The sequence below is a fragment of the Citreicoccus inhibens genome, from assembly GCF_019039035.1.
GTDB classification, from domain to species: domain Bacteria; phylum Myxococcota; class Myxococcia; order Myxococcales; family Myxococcaceae; genus Citreicoccus; species Citreicoccus inhibens.
On sequence record NZ_JAHNZT010000009.1, the window covers coordinates 170,092 to 191,864 of the forward strand.

Consider the following 21,773-nt stretch of genomic DNA (forward strand, 5'->3'; position numbering starts at 1 on the left):
CCGTGCTTTTCCTTTGGGAGAGCGATGGAGGTGGGAGCCGATGCGCTTTCGGGACCGAGCGGACGCGGGCAGGCGACTCGCGGGGTTGCTGTTGCCGTACCGGGGCGCGGACGTCCGCGTGCTGGGGCTGGCGCGAGGTGGAGTGCGCGTCGCCTTCGAGGTGGCGCGCGCGCTGGAGGCGCCCCTGGACATGTGGGTGGCTCGCCACCTGGGCAGTGCCTCCAACGCGCCGAACGTGGGCGCGGTGTCCGAAGGAGGTGGGCTCTACCTGGACTCGGAGGCGGCGCGGCTGTCGCTCGTCCCGGAGGTCGAGCTGCGAGCCCTGGCCACCGAGGAGCTCTCGGACATCGAGCGCCACGCGAGACAGCTCCGAGACCGCCCGCCGCCCGAGGTGCGCGGCTGCACGGTGCTGCTCGTGGACGACGGCATGGTGACGGGCTCCACGCTCTGCGCCTCCATCCGCGCGCTGCGGCAGTTGGGGCCGCGCCGGATTGTCGCGGGCGCGGGCGTGGCGACAGCGCGCGCGCTGGAGGTCGTGCGGGCCGAGGCCGACGCGGTGCTGTGCGTGGAGGTCTCTCCGGGGATGGGGGCGGTGTCGGAGGCCTATGACGACTTCCGCCCGGTGACGGACGTGGAAATGGAGCAGCTCCTGGAGGTGGCGCGACTCCCGGCGCCGTCGCACGCGGTGCTGGACTCGACGGACCTGGGTGGTCGCTGGATGTGAGGAGGACCCATGCAGGTGGAAGCCGAAGGACGAGCGGTGGTGCCCGCGCGCTGGGAGCGCTTCACCCGCGGCCCCGACGTGGGTATCCGAGGCATCGGGCGCTCCGTGGAGCAGTCCTTCGAGATGGCCGCGCTCGCGCTCAGCTCGCTCGTGGAGGACCCGCGCCGGGTGCAGGCCCGTGAGGAGATTGAGCTCGAGTGCGAGGCGCGCGCCACGGACCGGCTGCTGGCGGATTGGCTGCGCCACGTGGTGGGCGCCATGGTGTCGGGGCAGGTGCGCTTCCACTGCTTCGTCGTGCGCATCGACGGGCCTCGGCTGTTCGGCCATGGCTACGGCGAGCGGGTGGAGCCGACTCTCGAGCCTCGAACACCCGCGGTGACAGGCGCCACGCTGGCGGAGGTGTCGGTGCGCCAGGGCGCGGACGGACTGTGGACGGCCGAGTGCCTGGTCGAGCTCTGAGCTGAAGCGCGGAGGCGAGGCGGGCGGGTTCGGCCACGCGAGGAGGCGACGGACATGGGGACGCGGACGGTGTCCTTTTCGGCGCGGAGTGGGGCGCGGACGCAGGGTGCGTTGGAGCTGCCGCTCGGGCGGCCCGCGGCCAGCGCGGTGCTCGTCTCGTGCTTCGCGTGTCTGGGTGAGTCGCCGGGCCCCGCGCGCCTGGCGCATGCCCTGGTGTCCCGGGGCTTCGCGGTGCTCCGCCTGGACTTCACCGCGCGGGATGGGGGCGGTCACCCGGACACCGTGCCCAGCGTGGCCGCGGTGGTGGACGCGGCGGCGTGGCTGAGCGCGGAGGGCTTCCCTCCGCCGCGACTGATGGTGGGCCACAGCCTGGGAGGCACGGCTGCGGCGGTCGCGGTGGCTCGGCTGCCCGAGGTGGCGGCGCTGGCCCTGGTGAATGCGCCCGCGGGCGGCAGTGGCTTGCTCGCGCGCCTCACGCCCGCGGAGCAGGCGGCGGGGGAGGGCGAGCTGCACCTGGGGCCCGGGCGACTGCGATTGGGGCACGACTTCCTCGCGGCCATCGCGGAGGCGCGCGTGTCCGAGGCGCTGAGCGGCTTCCCCGGCGCGGTGCTCGTGCTGCACGCGCCCGCGGACCGGTACGTGGGCCTGGAGAGCGCGCGGAAGCTGGTGGCGAGCGCCCGTCGCCCCGCCAGCCTGGTGATGTTGGACGGCGCGGACCACTTCCTCTCGCGCGAGCGGGATGCCTCGTTCGCGGCGGACGTGCTGGGCCCGTGGGCGGTGCGCGAGGTCGCGCCCGTGGCCGAGCGCGAGGCGCCGCTGCCCTCGGGCGTGGTGGAGGTGCGCGAGGCGGGGCAGGGCCGGTTCGCCCAGGACATCCGCGCGGGGCTGCACCGGCTGCGCGCGGACGAGCCCCTGTCACTGGGAGGCTTGGACACCGGGCCCACGCCGTATGGCCTGCTCGCGGCGGCGCTGGGCGCGTGCACGTCCATGACCCTGCGCCTGTACGCCGAGCGCAAGGGCTGGCCCCTGGAGCGCGTCAGCGTCCGGCTGAGCCATGACAAGGTCCACGCCAAGGACTGCGCGGAGTGCGAGCAGCGGGACGGCAAGGTGGACCGCCTGGAGCGCGTCATCCGCCTGGAGGGGCCGCTGACGGACGCACAGCGTGAGCGGCTGTTGCACATCGCGGACCTGTGCCCGGTGCACCGCTCGCTGTCGTCGATGGAAGTCGAGGTCCGCACCCGGATGGCGGAATCAACGTGAGCCCTCGGGGCTGGGGACTGCTATAGGGACCGCCCCCTTCCTGGATTGGATGTCCGCACATGCATTCCCGTGACACGAACCTGGTGTGGCTGGACCTGGAGATGACCGGACTCGACCCCGAGTCCTGCGCCATCATCGAGGCCGGCGTCATCATCACCGGACCGGACCTGGACATCCGGGAGGAGCAGGGCTGGGTCATCTGGCAGCCGGAGGAGATGCTCGCGCGCATGGAGCCCGTCGTGCGCGAGATGCACACGCGCAACGGCCTGCTGGAGAAGGTCCGCTCCTCCACCACGTCCCTGCGCGTGGCCGAGCGAGAGATGATGTCGCTGGTGGCGGGCCACTGCGGCGTCCACGAGGGCATCCTCGCGGGCAACTCCATCCACACGGACCGGCGCTTCCTCGCGGAGTACATGCCCATGCTCGACCGCTACCTGCACTACCGCATGGTGGACGTGACGAGCCTCAAGGTGCTGGCGCGCGCCTGGTACCCCAACCTCGTCGAGCCGCGGAAGCCGCCCAGTGCCCACACCGCGCTGGCGGACCTGCGCGCGAGCATCAACGAGCTGCGCTACTACCGCGAGATTCTCTTCCGGGCCACGCCGGGCTGAGTCACGGGCTGGCGCGCGGCGCGCCGTCGAGCAGTCCGGCGATGGTGTCCAGCAGCGTGTCCAGCTCGAAGGGCTTGGCCAGGAAGCGGGCGCTGGCCTTGCGCTCCTCCTCGGAGATGCGGCCGGCGCTCATCACCACCACGGGCAGGTCTCGCGTGGTGGCGTCCTCGCGCATGCGGCGCAGCATCTCGCGCCCGTCCATCACCGGCATCATCAGGTCCAGGAGCACCAGGTCCGGCTTCACCTGGGCCAGCCGCTCCAGGCCCTCGGCGCCGTTGAAGGCGGTGGCCACGTCGTAGCCCTCCACGGAGAGGATGTCTTGGAGCGCCTCGACGATGGCCACCTCGTCATCCACGATGAGCAGCCGCTTCATGCGCGGCCCCCCCGCTTCCCCGCCGCCCGTGGGCGGGTGGGGCGCTTGCGGCCTCGCGACGCGTCATCGCGGGCGGTGATGCCCTCGGGCCCGATGGTGTACAGGCGCAAGGACGGGTCGTTGTCGCTCTCGCGCATCTTCAGCACGGAGAGCACGCGGTGGCGCCGCGCGCGCAGCTCCACGAAGCGCAGCAGGATGATGTTGTCGACCACGGCCTCCAGGCCGGACTGCGGCGTGCTCGGCTCCTGGCCCACGAGCGTGTGCGTCTCCTGCGCGATGAGCACGCTGACATGGCGCTCGCGCAGCATGTTCATCACCGCCACGAGGAAGCGCGGCAGCCGCTCCGGAGACATGGACTCCTGCGCGAAGGTCACCAGCCCGTCCAGGAACAGCCGCCGCACCTGGTGCTGCTCCACGTGCTCCAGCAGCCGTTGCACCAGGGCGTCCGGCGGCGCCTCCACATCCACCTGCGTCTCCAGCCGCACGTGCCCCTTGGCCACGTGCGCACGCAAGTCCAGCCCCACGCCGCCCGCGGCCTGGAGCAGCCGCGAGGGCATCTCCTGGAACCCGAGGTACAGCCCGGGCTCATCGCGCCGCGCGCCCTCGGCCAGGAAGTGCAGCCCCAACAGCGTCTTGCCCGTGCCCGGCGCGCCGAACAGCAAGGTGGACGTGTCGCGCACCAGCCCACCCGTCAGCATGGCGTCCAGCCAGGGCAGGCCGAAGCTCAGGCGCTGGCGCGGGTCGGGGACCTCGGCGGGGGGATGGAAGTAGAGCGCCTCGGCGCGCGGGAAGACGCGCACGCCCGCGTCGCTGATGTCGAAGGCGTGCCGGCCTGGGAGCTGCGCGCCCCCTCGGAACTTGGGCACCTCCACGCCGCGCACGGCCTTGAGCCCGAGCACGTCCAGCGACAGGGCCACCACGCCATCCACCAGGGCGAACTGTGAGTCCTCTCCATCCGGAGGCCGCCCGGTGAGCAGCAGCGTGGTGCAGCCCGCGAGCGCGCTCTGCACGCACAGCGCATGGAGGAACTCGCGGAAGGCCAGCCGCGACTCGGCGTACTCCTCCGCGGCGGAGAGTCCGTCGAGCACCAGCGTGGTGGCGTCGTGCTCGCGCACCGCGCGGAAGATGAGGCGGTTGAGGCCCGTGAGCCCCTCGCCCTTCAGGGCCGCGGAGCCGCTGACGTAGTGCAGCGAGCGCCCCACGGCCTCGGGTTGGAAGAAGCCCAGGGGAGACAGGTGCAGCACCATGCGCGAGTGGGACTCGGTCAGCACGGTGACGTAGACCGCGCGCCCACCCAGGGCCACGGTGGCGAAGCAGAACTGGTTGCCGAGCAGCGTCTTCCCCGTGCCCGGCATGCCCGTGAGAATGTACGTGCCGCCGCGCAGCCAGCCGCCGCGCAGCAAGGTGTCCAGCCCGTCCACTCCGGTGGGGACTCGGGGCGCGGGCCCGGTCGGAAGGTCAGGGGATTCCGTCACGCGTGCTCCTTCCGCCTTCTGTGCGCAAGGTAGGCCATGCCGCGTGAGCGGCCACGTCTTCAGACGCGGTGTGTCCGGAATCCAGCGCTGGCGGTGGTCCGTCTTTCAGCTTGCGAGCACATCGCCCCGCGCGGCGGTGCCCAAACGCTCGCGCAGCACGTGCTTCTGCACCTTGCCCAGCGCGTTGCGGGGCAGGGCTTGCGCGAACACGACGCGGCGCGGCTTCTTGAAGCTCGCCAGCCGCTCACGGCACCACTCCACGAGCACCGCGGCATCCGGCGTGACGCCCGCGGTAGGGACGACGACGGCCACCACCTGCTCGCCGAAGTCCGCGTCCGGCATGCCGAGCACGGCCACCTCCGCGACGGAGGGGTGCGAGGCGAGCACCTCCTCCACCTCGCGCGGGTAGATGTTGAAGCCGCCGCTGATGATGAGCTCCCGCGCGCGGCCGGTGATGCGCAGGTAGCCGTCCGCGTCGAACGCGCCCAGGTCGCCCGTGCGGAACCAACCCGCCAGGTCGAAGGACTCGGTGGTGGCGTCCGGACGTCGCCAGTAGCCCGCGAAGACGTGGGGCCCGCGCACCTCGATTTCGCCCGTCTCGTCGGCGGCCACGGGCTGACGGGTGCGCACGTCCACCACGCGCGCCTCCTGGCCCGGGAAGGCGAAGCCCACCGTGCCCGGGCGGCGCTCGCCGTCATACGGGTGGGTGGTGTTCATGAGGGTCTCCGTCATCCCGTAGCGCTCCAGGATGCGCTGACCGAACTCCGCTTCGATGTCATGGCAGAGCTGTGGGCTCAGCGGCGCGGAGCCGGACACCCACAGGCGCAGCCGCCGAGGCTTCACGCCCGTGCGCCGCGTCTCCTCCAGCAGCCGCCCGTACATGGTGGGCACGCCGAAGAAGAGCGTGAGGCGCGCATCGTCACGCAGCGCGGCGAGCGCCTCGGACGCGACGAAGCGGCGGCGAAGGTCCACCGTGGCGCCGGTGAACAGGGTGCCATGCAGCCCCACCATGAGCCCGTGGGTGTGGAAGAGCGGGAGGGTGAGCAGCAGTCGGTCCGCGTCCGTCCAGCGCCACGCCTCGGCGACGGCGCGCACGTTGGCCAGCAGGTTGCGGTGCAGCAGCATGGCGCCCTTGGAGCGGCCGGTGGTGCCAGACGTGTAGCCCAGCACCGCGAGGTCCTCCGCGCGCGGCAGCGACAGCGCGGCCTGCGAGGCCTCGCCCTCCGCGAGCAGCGTGGCGAAGGGCAGCTCCGTCAGCGAGGTGGGCAGCGCGAGGGCGGGCGGCTCCACGGTGATGAGCCATTGCAAGGCGGGGAGCTGCTCGTGAAGCGGCACGAGCTCCGCGGAGCCCGCGGTGCCGGTGACACACGCGCGCACCTCCGCGTCCGCGAGGATGTGGGCCAGCTCCACCTGGCGGTACGCGGTGTTGACGAGCACCACGACTCCGCCCGCGGCCTGCACGCCCAGATAGGCGATGACGAACGCGGCGCTGTTCTCCTGGAACAGGGCCACGCGCTCGCCGGGCTGGAGGCCGCGGTGCTTCAGGCCCCGCGCGAACCGCGTGACGCTTTGCGCCAGCTCTCCTCGCGTGAAGGACTCCTGCTCGAAGGTCAGCAGCGGGCGCTGCGGCTCGGCGCGAGCGAGGTCGAGGAAGACTTCGAGCAGGGAGGAGGTCATGTCGCGGCGCCTCGGGGAACAAAGGGGAACGCCTGACACATCGCACGTGGGGGGGCTTGCGTGAAGGGTTGGCTTCTGGACGAAACTCGCGCCGGGGGCCGGCATTGCGCGAGGTGTGGAATGCAACTGCGTCGCCGCCCATGGCTTGGAGTGCTGGTCGTCTCGTTGTGGGGCTGGGGGTGTTCTTCCTCCAGCCCCGCGTCCCCGCCCGACTCGGGCTCTGTCGTGCCGGAGTGGGATGGCACGGCGGTCCCGCTGGAGGAAGTGGGAGACCCGGTGGATGCGGGCACGCCGAGCGCGTGCCGCGTCGTCAAGGATGCGGGCCCGGGGGTCGCGTGTGGTGACTTCGCCACCTTCGACTTGTCGGGGTGCAAGCGCGAGACGCTCGCGCGGGTGTCGGAGACGGGCGTCTTCTATGGCTCGGTTGGCGCCTTGGCCTTTCATGGCGACGCGGGCGCCTTCGCGGATGGGTTCCCCGCGGACAAGGCGCTGCGCGATGGCACCACCCTGTACGCCACCGCGGAGTACGTCACGCTCACCAACACGCGCCGGGTTCGCGTGGCCATCGCGGCCTGCGAGGCTCCCACGCCGGACCTGGTGAAGAGCTGCAGGTCGTTCTGCGTCAACGGGAAGCTCTCGGGCTGGGACTTTGGAGACCTCAACCAGGTGGGCGCGCCCGGCAGTCAGCCCGAGTCCTCCGGCGGGCTCCAGCTCTCCTCCGAGTCCTTCGTCACGCAGGGCGAGCCCGTGGATGTCTATGTCACCCACGAGCGCGCCTACGTCGTGTCCATTGATTCGCTCTGGGGACGCGGGGGGCTCACCGTCTTCGACGTGCGCGACCGTGCGCACCCCGTGCTCAAGAAGGTCATCCACATCGATGGGGACAGCTACTGGAACGCGGCCTGGTCCAAGGGCGACACGCTGTACGTCGCGAGCAAGGCCCGCGGCGTGCTCCTCTTCGACATCCGCCAGCCGGACGATCCGCAGTTCCTGCGCGCCCTGCCCGGGGGAGAAGCCATCAACGTCCACACGATGTTCGTGGATGGGGACATCCTCTTCGCGATGGTGCTGGATCCCGTGGCGAGCACGCTCATCTTCGACATCTCCAACCCGTCCGAGCCCGTGCTCCTCGATCGCTACGTCACCCCAACAGGGCCGGATGCGTGGCCCGTCACCTATACGCATGACGCGTTCGCCTACCAGGGGCGCCTCTACGTCAATCAGCAGGGGGAGGGATACGTCATCGTGGACGTCACGGACCCGAGCGCACCGCGCAAGCTGGGCGCGTATCGCTTCCCCGACACCTTCACGCACGCCAGCGCCGTGGGGACCTTCGCGGGCCGCACCATCGCGTTCGAGGGCGGCGAGAACTACGGCGCGCACCTGCGCGTGCTCGACGTCACGGACCCCGCGAACATCGTGAAGATTGGCGAGTACGGCTTGGGCACGTACTCCATCCACAACATGCTGCTGCGCGGTAAACGGCTCTACGTCGCCTACTACCAGCTGGGCCTGCGAGTGCTGGATGTCTCCAACCCCACCCGTCCGCGCGAGGTCGCACACTACGCCACGTATCGGGATACGGACCCTTACAGATGGGGCGATATGTTCGAGGGCGCCATCGGGATCCGCATCCCGGGGGATGGGTTCGTCTACCTGGTGGATACCTCGCGCGGCTTGCTCATCCTCAATGAACTGTGATCCGGAGCCGTGAGCCGGAGGGACGGCGCCCCGTGAGACATGGCTGATACGTCTCACGGGGGCTTGCGGGAAGCGCGCGGCTGTGTTCGAAATCCCTTCTTGAAGGGGCCGGCCATTGCGAGAGGTATCCGATGCAGCTGCGTCGCCGTCCATGGCTTCATTTGTTGGCCGTTTCCCTTCTGAGCTGGGGGTGCTCCTCCAAGCCCACGCCTCCCCCGGACCCCGAGACCCCCACGCCCGAGTGGGATGGCACCGCGGTGCCGCTGGAGGAGCTGGGAGACGTGATTGACGCGGGCACCCCGAGCGCGTGCGGGACGCTCGCGGACGCGGGCCCGGGGGTCGAGTGTGGGGACCTCGCCGCCTTCGACCTCTCGGGCTGCAACCGCGCCTCGCTCGCGCAGGTGCCGGCCGTGGGCATCTTCCAGGGCGGGGTTGGCTCCGTGGCCATGCAGGGGGATGCGGGCACGTTCGTGAGCGGGCTTCGGGGCGAGCTGTACCGGGACGCGACCTCCCTGCATGCGTCCATGACCTATGTCACGAAGCGCAACTTCCACATCCGCACGGCGATCGCCGCCTGTGAGGCGCCGAACCCCGACCTGGTGAAGGTCTGCGTCGCCACGTGCCGCGACGGCAAGCTCATGTTCTTGGATCGCGGCGACCTCAACCGCATTGGCAAGGTCGACAATCAGCAGCCCGTGTCCGAGGGCGGCATCAACCTGGCCTCCGAGTCCTATGTCGCGATGGGCGAGCCCGTGGATGTCTATGTCACCCACGACCACGCCTATGTCGTCTCCATCGATGGCCTGGAGGGGACGGGGGGGCTCACCATCTTCGATGTCCGCGACCGGGCCCATCCTGTCTTCAAGAAGCAGATCCGGATGGATGGTGACAGCTACTGGAACGCGGTCTGGGCCACGGGCGACACGCTGTACATCGGGAGCAACTCCCACGGCGTGCTCGTCTATGACATCCACGACCCGGCCAACCCGCAGTACCTGAGGGCCGTGGGGGGTGACACCATCAACGTGCACACGTTCTTCGTGGACGGGGACATCCTCTACGCGATGTCTCCCATGCCCGCGCCGAGCGTGTTCGTGTTCGACATCAAGAAGCCCAACGAGCCGGTGCTGCTCCAGAAGATCGTCATCCCGCTGTCTCCCACGGCATATCCGACCGCGTACCCGCACGATGCGTTCGCCTACCAGGGGCGCCTCTACGTCAACAACATCCTGGACGGGTACGTCATCCTGGACGTCACCAACCCGAGTGTGTCGACGGAGCTGGGGGCGTACCGCTTCGAGGGCAGCCTGTCACACGCGAACGCGGTGGGCACCTTCGCGGGCCGCACCATCGCGTTCGAGGGCGGCGAAGGCATCGCGACGCACTTGCGACTGCTGGACGTCACGGACCCGGCGCACATCGTGAAGATTGGCGAGTACCAGCTGGGTAACTCCTCCATCCACAACATGATTCTCCGTGGGAAGCGGCTCTACGTCGCCTACTACCAGGAGGGCGTGCGCGTGCTGGACGTCTCCAATCCCACCCAGCCGAAGGAGATTGCCCGCTACTCCACGTATCGGGACACGGACCCCTTCCGGGTGGGTAACTTCCTGGAGGGCTCCATCGGAATGCGCGTGCCGGGAGATGGCTTCGTCTACGTGGTGGACACCTCGCGCGGACTGCTGATCTTCAACGAGCTGTAAGGTGCTGGGGGCGAGCCGCGTGCGGTGCGGCGACGGCTCGCCCTGGCCAGGCTCTGTGGGGGGCGCCTCGGAGCGCGTGCGACTCGGAGCAGCCGGCGGAAGCGCCGCGACCTTGCCCCCGCACTTGGGGGAGGCCGCGGCTGAACCGTGGCCTGACGAGGAAGCCCAGTCACAGCTCACCCGCCTGCGAAGCCCTGGTGGGGGTTGCAGCGCTCTGGGCTTTTCTGCGACCGGAGCAAGCTGCTGACGTAGCCAGTCGAGGTGTCGCCGCACATCTTTGGATTGGACCCGTTCCTCCGATTCGAGGAACCAGCCATTCACCATCACCGTCCGAGTTCGCCCGCGACTGTTCGTCTTCACCTCGCCAACACGATTGGTTTTCGCGGGCACGAGGTTGAGGGAGTGTGTCACCTCGTCAGGGGATGTGTTGCCATTGTAGATGCACGGTGTGCAGAACGCCTCGGCACATGAGCTGTCGTCATCATTGTATGGGGTGAAGGGAGGCGGGATTGTCACGCGGATGAGGCTGTCATGATGGGGTTGGAGCGAGCCGCCGGGGGGACCTGGATGACTCACCCCGTCATGGGGTGACCGCACCCGCCCGGGGGGCACGTGCTGAGAAGAATGCCTGACAGTTCGCGAGGGGGCTTGCGACCTACACGTGGCTGTGCGCGAACGTGTCGATACGGGGGGCCGGCAAAGGTGTGGAGGTCGAATGCAATCGCATCGTCGTCCTTTGCTGCGTGTGCTGGCCTTTTCCCTGCTGTGTTGGGGGTGCTCATCCTCCAGTCCCACGTCCCCGCCGGATTCGGGCACCGTCACGCCCGGCTGGGACGGCACCGCGGTGCCGTTGGAGGAGTGGGGGGACGTGTTCGACGCGGGGACCCCGAGCGCCTGCCGAATGGTTGAGGACGCGGGCGCTGGGGTCGAGTGTGGCGACCTCGCCACCTTCGAACTCTCCGGGTGTGACCGGGCCTCGCTCGCGCGGGTGCCTGCGATGGGCATCTTCTCGGGGGTGAGCGGTGCCTTGGCCATGCAGGGGGATGCGGGGACCTTCCTCGTCGGAGGACCGGTGGAGCAGCTGCGACGGGAGGACGGCACCCTGTATGCGTCCGTGCGCTACACCACCAAGCGCAACGCCCACATGCGCGTGGCATTCGCCGCCTGCGAGGCGCCGACTTCTGAGCAGGTGAAGGGCTGCCTCGTCACCTGCCGCGAGGGGGTCTTCTCGGGCTTGGAGCGCGGGGACTTCAACCAGCTGGGCAAGAGCGATGGCACGCCGGAGGCCTCCGGCGGCCTCCAGCGCATCTCCGAGTCCTTCGTCCCGCTGGGCATGCCCGCGGACGTGTACGTCACCCACGACCACGCCTACGTCGTGTCGCTGGATCACCCTCACGGAGAGGGAGGACTCACGGTCTTCGACGTGAGCGACCGAGCGCATCCCGTGCTCAAGAAGGTCATCCACCTGGACGGTGACAGCTATTGGAACGCGGTCTGGTCCAAGGGCGACACGCTGTATGTCGCGAGCAAGGCCCACGGCGTGCTCGTCTTTGACATCCACCAGCCCGCCGACCCACAGCTCCTTCGCGCCGTGCCGGGCGGGGACCCCCTCAACGTGCACACGCTGTTCCTGGATGGGGACCTCCTCTACGCGATGTCGCAGGCGCCCACGCCGAGCATTCTCGTGTTCGATGTCCGCGCGCCCTCCGCGCCCGTGCTGCTCCAGCGCATCGTCATCCCCCTGCCCCCAGAAGCGTCGGCGTTGTCCTATCCGCACGACGCGTTCGCCTATCAAGGGCGCCTCTACGTGAACCACATGGGAGATGGGTATGTCGTCCTGGACGCCACCCAGCCGACCACGTCCCGTGAGCTGGGCGCATACCGCTTCACGGACAGCTACTCGCACGCCAATGCCCTGGGCACCTTCGCGGGCCGCACCATCGCGTTCGAGGGCGGCGAAGGCGTCGCCGCGCACCTGCGGGTGCTCGACGTCACGGATCCAGCGCACATCGTGAAGATTGGGGAGTACAGCCTGGGTACGTACTCCATCCACAACATGATCCTGCGGGGCACGACGCTCTACATCGCCTACTACCAGGAGGGCCTGCGGGTGCTGGATGTCTCCAACCCCACCCAGCCCCGCGAGATTGCCCACTACGCCACCTACCGGGACTCGGACCCCTTCCGTATCGGAGACCTCTTCGAGGGCGCCATCGGCATCCGCGTCCCGGGTGACGGCTTCGTCTACCTGGTGGACACCTCGCGCGGCCTGCTCGTGTTCAAGGAGCTGTGAGTCGGGTGGCGCGCCGCGCGGCGCTGAGTCGCGCGGCGGGCCGTGTGCGCGCTACGGGACCTCGCCGTAGTAGGAGAGGTCGGTGGTGGTGCCGCTGACGACGTTGCCCACGAAGAAGGCCGAGGCCAGCGGCTCCGCCTGCTTCTTCACGCCATTCTCCAGGGAGTATACGGGCGTGAACCCGAACGTCTGGCGATTGCCATTGCGCAACACGTTGCCGAAGAGGAAGCGCGTGGGCGAGCCGTCCGCGTTGAGCTTGTTGGGGTCGTGGGAGCTGGCGGCCAGCCCTTGCAGTCCCAGCTCCTGCTGGAACCAGACGGTGGGGCCCATCGCCTGCCACGACACGCCATCCACGGAGCCGTAGCCCTGGGCGAAGCTGGCGCCATTGCCGGCGGGCCACACGTCCAGGCGGACGAAGGTGGCCTCCTCGGCCTGGATGCCTTGGGCGAGCGAGGCCTCTGCGCGCGCCGTGCCGCAGGGACCCGAGCAGCCGAAAGTGCGGTATTGCACGAAGAGCTGCTTGTTATCGCCAGCACGGCACACGGCGTAATAGGGCGAGTTCGCGTCAAAGCTGTTGCGGGCCATGAGGCAGCCCTTGGCCCACTCGTGCACGTTGCCGTTGCTCGCGTCGGAGATGAAGGCGGTCCATTGGGTGCGCTCGGCGGGGTTCGCTTTCCAGGACGGCGCGAAGACGAAGTCGTCCCACGTCCCCCAGATGTCGCCGGAGCGCACGGTCATCTCCAACAGGCTGCGACGCTCGCGCTGGGTGGACAGCGCATGCGGCTGGGTGCGGCAGTCCAGGCCGAGCACCCCGATAGGACAGAACGGGTAGCCCAGGGCGTTGTCAGTGCGAACGAGCGGATTGGCGTGCCAGTCGAACAGGTCCGTTTGGAGCCACGGATAGACCTGGGCAGCCGCAGCGTTGTTGAACGTGTCGAAGTCGTTGGTGCCACTGGCTCGGATGACCGCGCCGGGGAACGCGTCTCGCAGGAGCACGGCGCGCCAGGGGGTCCCGCCCTCGGTGTGCATGACCACGCCCGGGTTGTTGGCCAGCCCGGCGAAGGGTGGGACGTCATAGAGCCATCCATTGACGAACTTCAGCGGCGCCAGGAAGGCGGTCCTGCCGAGCGCGGCCGAGCTGTTCGGCCCGGCATACAAGTCATAGGACTCCTCGGCGTAGTTCACACCGTTCCAGTTGCCAGCGTGAAGGGTGACGAGAATCTTCCCGCGCAGCGTCTCCAGGAGCGGCCATCCGCAGGTGGCCACCGCCTGCTGAAGCGTGGTCGCTCCCGGGCACAGGGCCAACAGGTCCGAGGGCGTGAAGAGCGCGGCGCCGAGCTGCGCGCGCAGCCGTGCATCCAGTCCCTCGGGCGTCTGGCGTCCGGGGTTGTGTGTGCTGTTGGCGGTGGCGTCTGGGAAGGCGACGTCGCAGCTGCCGCCGTCGGCGCCGCCCTTCAGCTCCAGGTGCAGCGTGAAGACCTCGTGCAGGGGCATGGCCGACTGGAACGCGGCGAGGAGTCGCAGCCCGTCCGACAGCGTGTTGAACCGGCCATAGTCAGAGGGTTGCCAGGGGGAATGGTAGACATACCAGTCATTGGCGGGATGGTGGTCCGTACCGCAGACATTGGAGATGGGCTGCGAGCGCAGGTCCCACTCAACGTCTCGGATGCCGTAGTACACGAGCTGATCCATCACCCCCGCGCTCTTGCCCATCTCATAGGCGTTGTGCAGGGAGCGTTGGTAGACCTGATTGTAGCGGAGCTGTGTGCGCAGCCAGTCCCGGTATGTCCCGACCGAGCGGCCCAGGACGGCAATCATCGCTTGCGCGGACTCGATGTCCTGTGGCGTCGCTTTGAGGTGCACGGTCTCCAGGAAGGCCGCGGTGATCCTGTTCATCCCCTCCGTGGCGTGCGTGAACGAAGCGCGCATGCTGGGGATGGACCACCCGTAGAGGATGTTCTGCTGCCAGGCATCCACCTCCGAGGTCGCGGGTGTCCGCTCGAACACCTGTTGATAGCCGAGGCTGATGGCCGCGCGGCACTGCGGGTCTTTCGCGAACGCGGCCCGCATGGAGCCAATCGTCCAGCTCCCTGATTGGAGGTTGCTCACCCAGGCGTTCACTTCCCACTGCGCGGCCTCCCTCCCCAGCGTGTCCCGGTACACCTGGCGGATCTGCTCGGTGTTGACGGCGATCGCCGCCTGGGAGAGTTCCCGGATGGCTCCAAGTGTCTGGGATTGCGCCAGGGCCGTCGCGGCCCCGGCTGTCCCCTGGGCCCACACCCCCAATGCCATCACCGCTCCGACCACGGATGCTCGCTGCCACATCTGTCCCCCCTCATGGGTGCTGAGAAATTCGAGAGAAGAACGACAGGCTGGGCATTCCTTCGGTGCGGGAGCATCTGCCTCGGGCGGCGCGCCGCCATGTCCGTTTCTGGGACGTGACTTCGCGGAAGCGGGCAGTGGGGAGGAGGGGGGCCCCGTGAGTCCTCGTGATTTCGAGGATTTGGAAGGCGAAATGCAATTGGCACGGGGCTCGCTCTTAGTGAGGGCGTGGACATTCCCAAAGCTCGCAAGACACGACGCGCCCCGTGGATCCTCGCCGTGGTGGGGGCCCTGGCGCTCATCGGGGTGACGGTGGGGCTGGCTCGGCTCCGCCCCGCGGCGCCCACGGTGGAGAAGGCCTCGGTGTGGCTGGACACGGTGAAGCGCGGCCCCATGGTGCGGCAGGTGAAGGGCGCGGGCACGCTGGTTCCCGAGTACATCCGGTGGTTGACGGCCGACACCGCCGGTCGCGTGGAGCGCATCCACGTGAAGCCCGGCGCGCAGGTGAAGGCAGACACGCTCCTCATGGAGCTGTCCAACCCGGACGTTCAGCTCCAGGCCCTGGAGGCCGAGCGTCAGCTCGCCAGCGCGCTGTCGGACTTCCTCAAGCTGCGCACGGAGCTGGAGACGGAGCGGCTGGCGCAGGAGGCCGCGGTGTCCACGCTCGTCGCGGACAGCGCGGACGCCCAGCGTCGGGCGCAGGCCAGCTCCTCGCTTCAGCAGAAGGAGTTCATCGGCGAGCTGGAGGCGCGGCAGGTGACGGAGAAGTCCGGCGAGCTGGAGCAGCGCCTGGAGCTCCAGCGCAAGCGGCTGAGCGTGGTGTCAACCAGCATCCGCGAGCGGCTCGCGGCGCAGCAGAGCCAGGTGGATCGCTTGCAGGCCGTGGCGCGCTTCCGCCGCGCGCAGGTGGAGTCCATGAAGGTCCGCGCCGGCGAGGATGGCATCCTCCAGGAGCTGCCGTTGGAGCTGGGCCAGTGGGTGACGCCGGGCGTGCTGCTGGCGAAGGTGGTGAAGCCCGAGAAGCTCAAGGCCGAGCTGCGCATCGCGGAGACGCAGGCGCGCGACATCCAGCCGGGGCTCAAGGCGCAGGTGGACACGCGCAACGGCGTGGTGGAGGGCACGGTGGCGCGCGTGGCGCCGGCGGCCAGCCAGGGGACGGTGCGCGTGGAGGTCTCCTTGCCGGACACGCTTCCGAAGGGCGCTCGGCCGGACCTGACGGTGGAAGGCACCGTGGAGTTGGAGCGGCTGGGCAACGTGCTGTCCGTGGGGCGGCCCGCGGGCGCGCAGCCCAACGCGACGGTGGCGCTGTTCCGGCTGATGCCCGGCGGCGACGAGGCAGTGCGCGTTCCGGTGCAGCTCGGCCGGGGCTCGGTGAATGCCGTGGAGGTCGTGCAGGGCCTCTCGGAAGGTGATCAGGTGGTGCTCTCAGACATGACCGCGTGGGACGCGGTCGAGCGGGTGAGGCTGCGATGATGACGACGACGAATGACAGTGTGCCCGCGCAGGAGTCCGAGGGTGCGGTGCTGGCCGGTGGACCGAAGGTGGAGGCAGGCAAGGCCCTCATTCAGTTGGAGGGACTGACCAAGGTCTTCGAGACCGAGGAGGTGGAGACGCACGCGCTCTCCAACATCCACCTCACCGTGCGGCAGAACGAGTGGGTGGCCATCGTGGGCCCCTCGGGCTCGGGCAAGTCCACCTTGCTGGCGGTGCTGGGACTCCTGGACACGGCCACGCGCGGCGCGTACCTGCTGGACGGGCGCAGCGTGTTGGACCTGTCCTCCTCCGACCGCGCGCTCGTGCGCAACCGGCACATCGGGTTCATCTTCCAGAGCTTCAACCTGATTGGCGACCTGACGGTCTTCGAGAACGTGGAGCTGCCGCTCACCTACCGGGGCATGCCCGCGGCGGAGCGCAAGCAGCGGGTGGAGCGCGCGCTGGAGCGCGTGGGCATGGCGCACCGCGCGCGGCACATGCCGGGACAGCTCTCGGGCGGTCAGCAGCAGCGTGTCGCGGTGGCCCGCGCGGTGGCCGGAGACCCCATCATCCTCCTGGCCGACGAGCCCACCGGTAACCTCGACTCGAAGAACGGCGAGGCGGTGATGCAGCTGCTGGGCGAGCTGCACAAGGCGGGCGCCACCATCTGCATGGTGACGCACGACCCGGCGCACGCGCGCGTGGCCACGCGCACCGTCAGCCTCTTCGACGGCCGCGTGGTGCAGGACGAGCAGCGCCGCTAGTCGGCGTCGAATCCCGTCCGAGTCGCCCGCGCACGGCGTGGGCACCGGACGGTGGTGGTGGATGGGCGCCAGGACATGGCGCCTCTTTTCTTGGAGGCCCCGTGCTGAGTTCCCTGAATCAAGACATGCGGTATGCGCTGCGCACGCTGCGAGGCAGCCCGGGCTTCGTGCTGGCCGCGGTGTTGGCGCTCGCGCTGGGGATTGGCGCGAACAGCGCGGTCTTCAGCGTGGTGAATGGGGTGCTGCTCACGCCGCCGCCGTTCCGAGAGCCCGAGCGGCTCGTGCACCTCTCCAATGACTTCGCCAAGGCGGGCATCCGGCTCGCGCCCGTGTCGATGCCTGAGTACCGCGACCATCAATCCCTGGCGCGGGTCTTCTCGTCGGTGGCGGCGTATGTCCAAGGTGACCTGACCCTCACGGGGCGGGACACGCCGGTACGGCTCGGCGCGACGTCCTCCACCGCGTCGCTCTTCTCCACGCTGGGCGTGACGCCCGCGCTGGGGCGGACGTTCACCGAGGCGGAGGAGGTTCCGGGGCGCGACAAGGTGGTGGTGCTCACGCAGAAGGCGTGGCGGGTGTACTTCGCCGCGGACCCCGCGGTGCTCGGCCGGAGCCTGCTCCTCGACGGTGAGTCTTACACCGTGGTGGGCGTGCTGCCCCCGGGCGTGGCGTATCCGGCGGACACGGACCTCTACCGTCCCTTCGCGCCGCCGCCCGAGCAGACCACGGAGGCGCAGCGCGGGGAGCGCTACCTCTCGATGCTGGGGCGGCTGAAGCCGGGCGTGACGCTGGAGGCCGCTCGCCAGGACATGACGCGCGTCATGGCGCTCATGGTGGCGGATCATCCCAAGTATGGAAACGGCGGCTGGTCCATCCAGTTGAGGTCGCTGGAGGACCTGGTGGTGGGGGACGTGAGGGGGACGCTGTGGATGCTGTTGGGGGCGGTGGGGTTCGTGCTGCTGGTGGCGTGCTCGAGCGTGGCGAACCTGCTGCTGGCGCGAGCAGCGACGCGGAGCCGCGAGGTGTCGATTCGAGCGGCGCTGGGAGCCGGGCGCGGGCGGCTGGTGGCGCAATTCCTGACGGAGAGCCTGCTGCTGGCCGCGGCGGGCGGCGTGTTGGGATTGCTGCTGGCGATGTGGGGGACGGACGCGCTGCTGACGCTGGTGGGAGAGAGCCTGCCGCGCGCGGCGGAGGTGAAGCTGGACAGGTGGTCGCTGCTGTTCACCGGAGGCATGTCGTTGCTGACGGGGCTGTTGTTTGGGTTGGTGCCGGCGTTGCAGTCGAGCCGGGCGGACCTGAGCGCGGCGATGCGGCAGGGGGCGAAGGGGACGGCGGAGGGCGCGGTGAAGCTGCGCTCGGGGCTGGTGGTGGCGCAGATGGCGCTGGCGTTGGTGCTGCTGGTGGGAGCGGGGTTGTTCGCGAAGAGCTTCCTGGCGCTGCGCTCGGTGGACGTGGGCTTCACGCCCGAGGGGGTGTTGACGGGTCAGCTCTCGCTCCCGGCCACGCGCTACAAGGAATCGGAGCGTCAGGTGGCCTTCCACCGCGAGCTGCTGGAGCGGATTCAATCGCTGCCAGGAGTGGAGTCAGCGGGGCTCACCAACATCCTGCCGTTGGGCGGACGCTTGACGCGCGGCTTTGAGATCGAGGGACGGACGAAGGGCCCGGGCGAGGTGTGGCCGGCCGTGCAGTTCCGCACGGTGAGCCCCGACTATCTGCACACGTTGCGCGCGACGCTGCGCGAGGGCCGGATGTTGGATGCGCGCGATGATGCGGCGGCACCCGGCGCGGCGATCATCAACAAGTCGCTCGCGGACTTCTTCTGGCCGCGAGGGGACGCGGTGGGCAAGCGGCTGCGGCTGGGGAATCCCGCCGCGGCTTGGACGACGGTGGTGGGCGTGGTCGACGACTTGCGCGAGTGGGGCGTGGATCAACCGGCGCGCCCCGCCATGTACTACGCCCTCGCGCAGTTTCCTTCCGCGGACCTGGCGCTCGCGGTGCGCGCGAAGGACAGCGTGCGCGCGAGCGTGGAGGCGGAGCTGCGGGCGATGGACCGAGACGTGCCGATGTTCGCGGTGAGCCCGTTGTCTCGACTGGTGGACGAGTCGATTGGCTCGCGGCGGCTGTCGGCGCTGCTGATGGGGCTGTTCGCGGGAGTGTCGCTGGTGCTGGCGGCGCTCGGAATCTCGGGAGTGATTGCGTACGCGGTGGCGCAGCGGACGCGAGAGATGGGGATTCGGATGGCGTTGGGCGCGGAGCCGGGAGATGTGTTGCGGCTGGTGTTGGGGCAGGGGATGAGGCTGGCGGGGCTGGGCGTGGGCGTGGGGCTGGTGCTGTCACTGGGATTGGCGAGGCTGTTGGGGTCGATGCTGTACGGGGTGACAGCGTATGACCCGTGGACGTTCGTGGGCGTGGCGGCGCTGCTGAGCGGCGTGGCGCTGTTCGCGACCTGGTTGCCCGCGCGTCGGGCGACGCGGGTAGACCCCATCATCGCGCTGCGCGCGGAGTGAGTGAATCCATGAGCATGTTGCTTCAGGACGTGAAGTACGCGCTGCGCACGTTGAAAGGCAGCCCAGGCTTCGTGTTGGCCGCGGTGCTAGCGCTCGCGCTGGGGATTGGCGCGAACAGCGCGGTCTTCAGCGTGGTGAACGGGGTGCTGCTCACGCCGCCACCGTTCCGAGAGCCCTCGCGGCTCGTGCACCTCTTCGGCAACTTCAAGGCCGCGGACTTGAAGGACATCTCGGTGTCCGTGCCCGAGTACCACGACTACCAGGAGATGCCGCGGGTCCTCGAGAGCGTGGCGGCGTACGCGCCGACCAGCCTGACGATGACCGGGGGCGACACGCCGCTGCGCTTCACCGTCGTGTACAGCACGGCGTCGTTCTTCTCCACGCTCGGCGTGCAGCCGATATTGGGGCGCTTCTACACGCAGGAGACGGAGACGCCGGGCCGCGACAAGGAAGTGGTGCTCACGCAGAAGGCGTGGCGCATCCACTTCGGCAAGGACCCCGCCGTGCTCGGGCACGTGCTCGTGCTCGACGGTGAGTCCTACACGGTGGTGGGCGTGCTGCCGGCGGGTGTGTCGTATCCGGCGGACACGGACCTCTACATTCCCTTCGCGCCTCCTCCCATGACGTCCACCGATTCCCGGCGGGGCAACCGCTACCTGGACGTGGTGGCGCGGCTCAAGCCGGGCGTGACGCTGGAGGCGGCGCGCCGGGACCTGGCGCGGGTGTCGGGTGAGCAAGAGGCTGCGTACCCCGACAACTACAAGGACGGCGGCTGGGGCATCAGCGTCAACTCCATGGAGGACCTGGTGGTGGGGGACGTGAGGGGGACGCTGTGGATGCTGCTGGGGGCGGTGGGGTTCGTGCTGCTGGTGGCGTGCTCGAGCGTGGCGAACCTGCTGCTGGCGCGAGCAGCGACGCGGAGCCGCGAGGTGTCGATTCGAGCGGCGCTGGGAGCCGGGCGCGGGCGGCTGGTGGCGCAATTCCTGACGGAGAGCCTGCTGCTGGCCGCGGCGGGCGGCGTGTTGGGATTGCTGCTGGCGATGTGGGGGACGGACGCGCTGCTGACGCTGGTGGGAGAGAGCCTGCCGCGCGCGTCGGAGGTGAAGCTGGACGGGTGGTCGCTGCTGTTCACCGGAGGCATGTCGTTGCTGACGGGGCTGTTGTTTGGGTTGGTGCCGGCGTTGCAGTCGAGCCGGGCGGACCTGAGCGCGGCGATGCGGCAGGGGGCGAAGGGGACGGCGGAGGGCGCGGTGAAGCTGCGCTCGGGGCTGGTGGTGGCGCAGATGGCGCTGGCGTTGGTGCTGCTGGTGGGGGCGGGGTTGTTCGCGAAGAGCTTCCTGGCGCTGCGCTCGGTGGACGTGGGCTTCACGCCCGAGGGCGTGCTCACGGGGCGCGTGTTCCTGCCGGCCACGCGTTACAAGGAGTCGGCGCGCCGGGTGGCCTTCCACCGCGAGTTCCTGGAGCGCGTGCAGGCGCTGCCGGGAGTGGAGTCGGCGGGACTCACCAACATCCTGCCGCTGGGTGGGCGCTCGGACCGGAGCTTCGACGTCGAGGGCCGCACGGAGGACCCCAACGAGCACTTGCCCGCGGTGGAGTACCGCACGGTGACGCCCGACTATCTGCGCACGTTGCGCGTGAAGCTGAGGGCGGGCCGGATGCTCCAGGCCTCGGATGGTCCGGACTCGCCGTGGGCGGTGGTCATCAACAAGTCCTTCGCGGATGCGTACTGGCCGAGCGGGGACGCGTTGGGCAAGCGCCTGAAGCTGCACGGCGACGACACGCAATGGACCACGGTGGTGGGAATCGTGGAGGACCTGCGCGAGTGGAACCTGAGCCAGCCCGCGCGGCCGGCCGCCTATTGGTCCATGGCGCAGCTGCCGGCGTCGCGCATGGGGTTGGTGGTGCGCGCGAAGTCGGGCATCGAGGAGTCGGTGCGCGCGAGCGTGGAGGCGGAGCTGCGAGCGGTGGATCGGGACGTGCCGATGTTCGCGGTGAGCCCGCTGGCGCGGCTGGTGGATGAGTCCATTGGCTCGCGGCGGCTGTCGGCGCTGCTGATGGGGCTGTTCGCGGGAGTTTCGGTGGTGCTCGCGGCGTTGGGAATTTCCGGAGTGATTGCGTACGCGGTGGCGTTGCGGACGCGCGAGATGGGGATTCGCATGGCGCTGGGCGCGGAGCGGGGCGATGTGATGAGGCTGGTGCTGGGCCAGGGCATGAAGCTGGCGGGGCTGGGGGTGGGCGTGGGCCTGGTGCTGTCGCTGGGATTGGCGAGGCTGTTGGGGTCGATGCTGTACGGGGTGACGGCGTATGACCCGTGGACGTTCGTGGGCGTGGCGGCGCTGCTGAGCGGCGTGGCGCTGCTCGCGACCTGGTTGCCCGCGCGGCGGGCGACGCTGGTGGACCCCATCATCGCGCTGCGCGCGGAGTGAGCATC

At 69.6% G+C, this 21,773-nt stretch carries 15 protein-coding genes and 1 pseudogene; 11 read left to right on the forward strand and 5 right to left on the reverse strand.

Translation table 11 applies throughout. From position 1 onward, the window contains the following. Positions 1-40 precede the first annotated feature (40 nt). From KRR26_RS14230 to orn, 4 genes are read left to right on the forward strand one after another with little or no spacing between them, the layout of a single operon-like run. On the forward strand, positions 41-724 hold the full coding sequence (locus KRR26_RS14230; RefSeq protein ID WP_120206381.1) for a phosphoribosyltransferase: 684 nt from the start codon (positions 41-43) through the stop codon (positions 722-724). A gap of 9 nt (positions 725-733) precedes the next feature. After that, positions 734-1,183, forward strand: a complete 450-nt coding sequence (locus tag KRR26_RS14235; protein WP_120206380.1) for an archease — start codon at positions 734-736, stop codon at positions 1,181-1,183. Positions 1,184-1,237: 54 nt separating this feature from the next. Beyond that, positions 1,238-2,443: a bifunctional alpha/beta hydrolase/OsmC family protein gene (locus KRR26_RS14240; protein WP_217080069.1), complete on the forward strand. Its 1,206-nt coding sequence runs from the start codon at positions 1,238-1,240 to the stop codon at positions 2,441-2,443. Between the two features lie 59 nt (positions 2,444-2,502). Beyond that, positions 2,503-3,054 carry an oligoribonuclease gene (gene orn, locus KRR26_RS14245; protein WP_120206378.1) on the forward strand — a complete coding sequence of 184 codons (552 nt, stop codon included), beginning with the start codon at positions 2,503-2,505 and terminating at the stop codon, positions 3,052-3,054. A gap of 1 nt (position 3,055) precedes the next feature. Here orn and KRR26_RS14250 read toward each other — a convergent pair whose 3' ends face one another. The 3 genes from KRR26_RS14250 to KRR26_RS14260 form a co-directional block, all read right to left on the reverse strand. Next, positions 3,056-3,427, reverse strand: coding sequence for a response regulator (locus tag KRR26_RS14250; RefSeq protein ID WP_120206377.1), 372 nt, complete (start codon positions 3,425-3,427; stop codon positions 3,056-3,058). Beyond that, on the reverse strand, positions 3,424-4,902 hold the full coding sequence (locus KRR26_RS14255) for an ATPase domain-containing protein (RefSeq protein WP_120206376.1): 1,479 nt from the start codon (positions 4,900-4,902) through the stop codon (positions 3,424-3,426). Before KRR26_RS14255 ends, KRR26_RS14250 begins: the two co-directional genes overlap by 4 nt. A gap of 105 nt (positions 4,903-5,007) precedes the next feature. Next, positions 5,008-6,579, reverse strand: a complete 1,572-nt coding sequence (locus KRR26_RS14260) for an AMP-binding protein (protein WP_217080070.1) — start codon at positions 6,577-6,579, stop codon at positions 5,008-5,010. 120 nt (positions 6,580-6,699) lie between these two features. On the opposite strand from KRR26_RS14260, the gene KRR26_RS14265 reads away from it, so the two are divergent. Both KRR26_RS14265 and KRR26_RS14270 read left to right on the forward strand, forming a co-directional pair. Next, positions 6,700-8,280 (forward strand): LVIVD repeat-containing protein, encoded by a 1,581-nt coding sequence (locus KRR26_RS14265; protein ID WP_217080071.1) that lies wholly within the window; start codon positions 6,700-6,702, stop codon positions 8,278-8,280. A 164-nt stretch (positions 8,281-8,444) separates the two neighbouring features. Continuing rightward, positions 8,445-9,983 (forward strand): LVIVD repeat-containing protein, encoded by a 1,539-nt coding sequence (locus tag KRR26_RS14270; RefSeq protein ID WP_236068595.1) that lies wholly within the window; start codon positions 8,445-8,447, stop codon positions 9,981-9,983. Between the two features lie 213 nt (positions 9,984-10,196). On the opposite strand, the pseudogene KRR26_RS37825 reads toward KRR26_RS14270, so the two are convergent. After that, positions 10,197-10,805 (reverse strand): annotated as a pseudogene (locus tag KRR26_RS37825) (DUF4279 domain-containing protein); the annotation flags it as partial. On the opposite strand from KRR26_RS37825, the gene KRR26_RS14275 reads away from it, so the two are divergent. Further along, positions 10,699-12,276, forward strand: coding sequence for an LVIVD repeat-containing protein (locus KRR26_RS14275; RefSeq protein ID WP_217080073.1), 1,578 nt, complete (start codon positions 10,699-10,701; stop codon positions 12,274-12,276). The pseudogene KRR26_RS37825 and the gene KRR26_RS14275 sit on opposite strands and share 107 nt — an antisense overlap. A gap of 51 nt (positions 12,277-12,327) precedes the next feature. On the opposite strand, the gene KRR26_RS14280 is transcribed toward KRR26_RS14275, so the two are convergent. Further along, positions 12,328-14,601 carry a PI-PLC domain-containing protein gene (locus KRR26_RS14280; protein ID WP_217080074.1) on the reverse strand — a complete coding sequence of 758 codons (2,274 nt, stop codon included), beginning with the start codon at positions 14,599-14,601 and terminating at the stop codon, positions 12,328-12,330. 225 nt (positions 14,602-14,826) lie between these two features. Between KRR26_RS14280 and KRR26_RS14285 the strand changes: the two genes are divergently transcribed. From KRR26_RS14285 to KRR26_RS14300, 4 genes are all read left to right on the forward strand, one after another. After that, a complete protein-coding gene (locus KRR26_RS14285) occupies positions 14,827-16,071 on the forward strand; it encodes an efflux RND transporter periplasmic adaptor subunit (protein WP_120206370.1) in 1,245 nt (414 codons plus the stop codon). Beyond that, positions 16,068-16,835, forward strand: a complete 768-nt coding sequence (locus KRR26_RS14290) for an ABC transporter ATP-binding protein (RefSeq protein ID WP_233576927.1) — start codon at positions 16,068-16,070, stop codon at positions 16,833-16,835. Before KRR26_RS14285 ends, KRR26_RS14290 begins: the two co-directional genes overlap by 4 nt. A 104-nt stretch (positions 16,836-16,939) precedes the next feature. Beyond that, positions 16,940-19,342: an ABC transporter permease gene (locus KRR26_RS14295; protein ID WP_217080106.1), complete on the forward strand. Its 2,403-nt coding sequence runs from the start codon at positions 16,940-16,942 to the stop codon at positions 19,340-19,342. Between the two features lie 8 nt (positions 19,343-19,350). Further along, positions 19,351-21,768: an ABC transporter permease gene (locus KRR26_RS14300; protein ID WP_120206367.1), complete on the forward strand. Its 2,418-nt coding sequence runs from the start codon at positions 19,351-19,353 to the stop codon at positions 21,766-21,768. Positions 21,769-21,773: the final 5 nt, after the last annotated feature.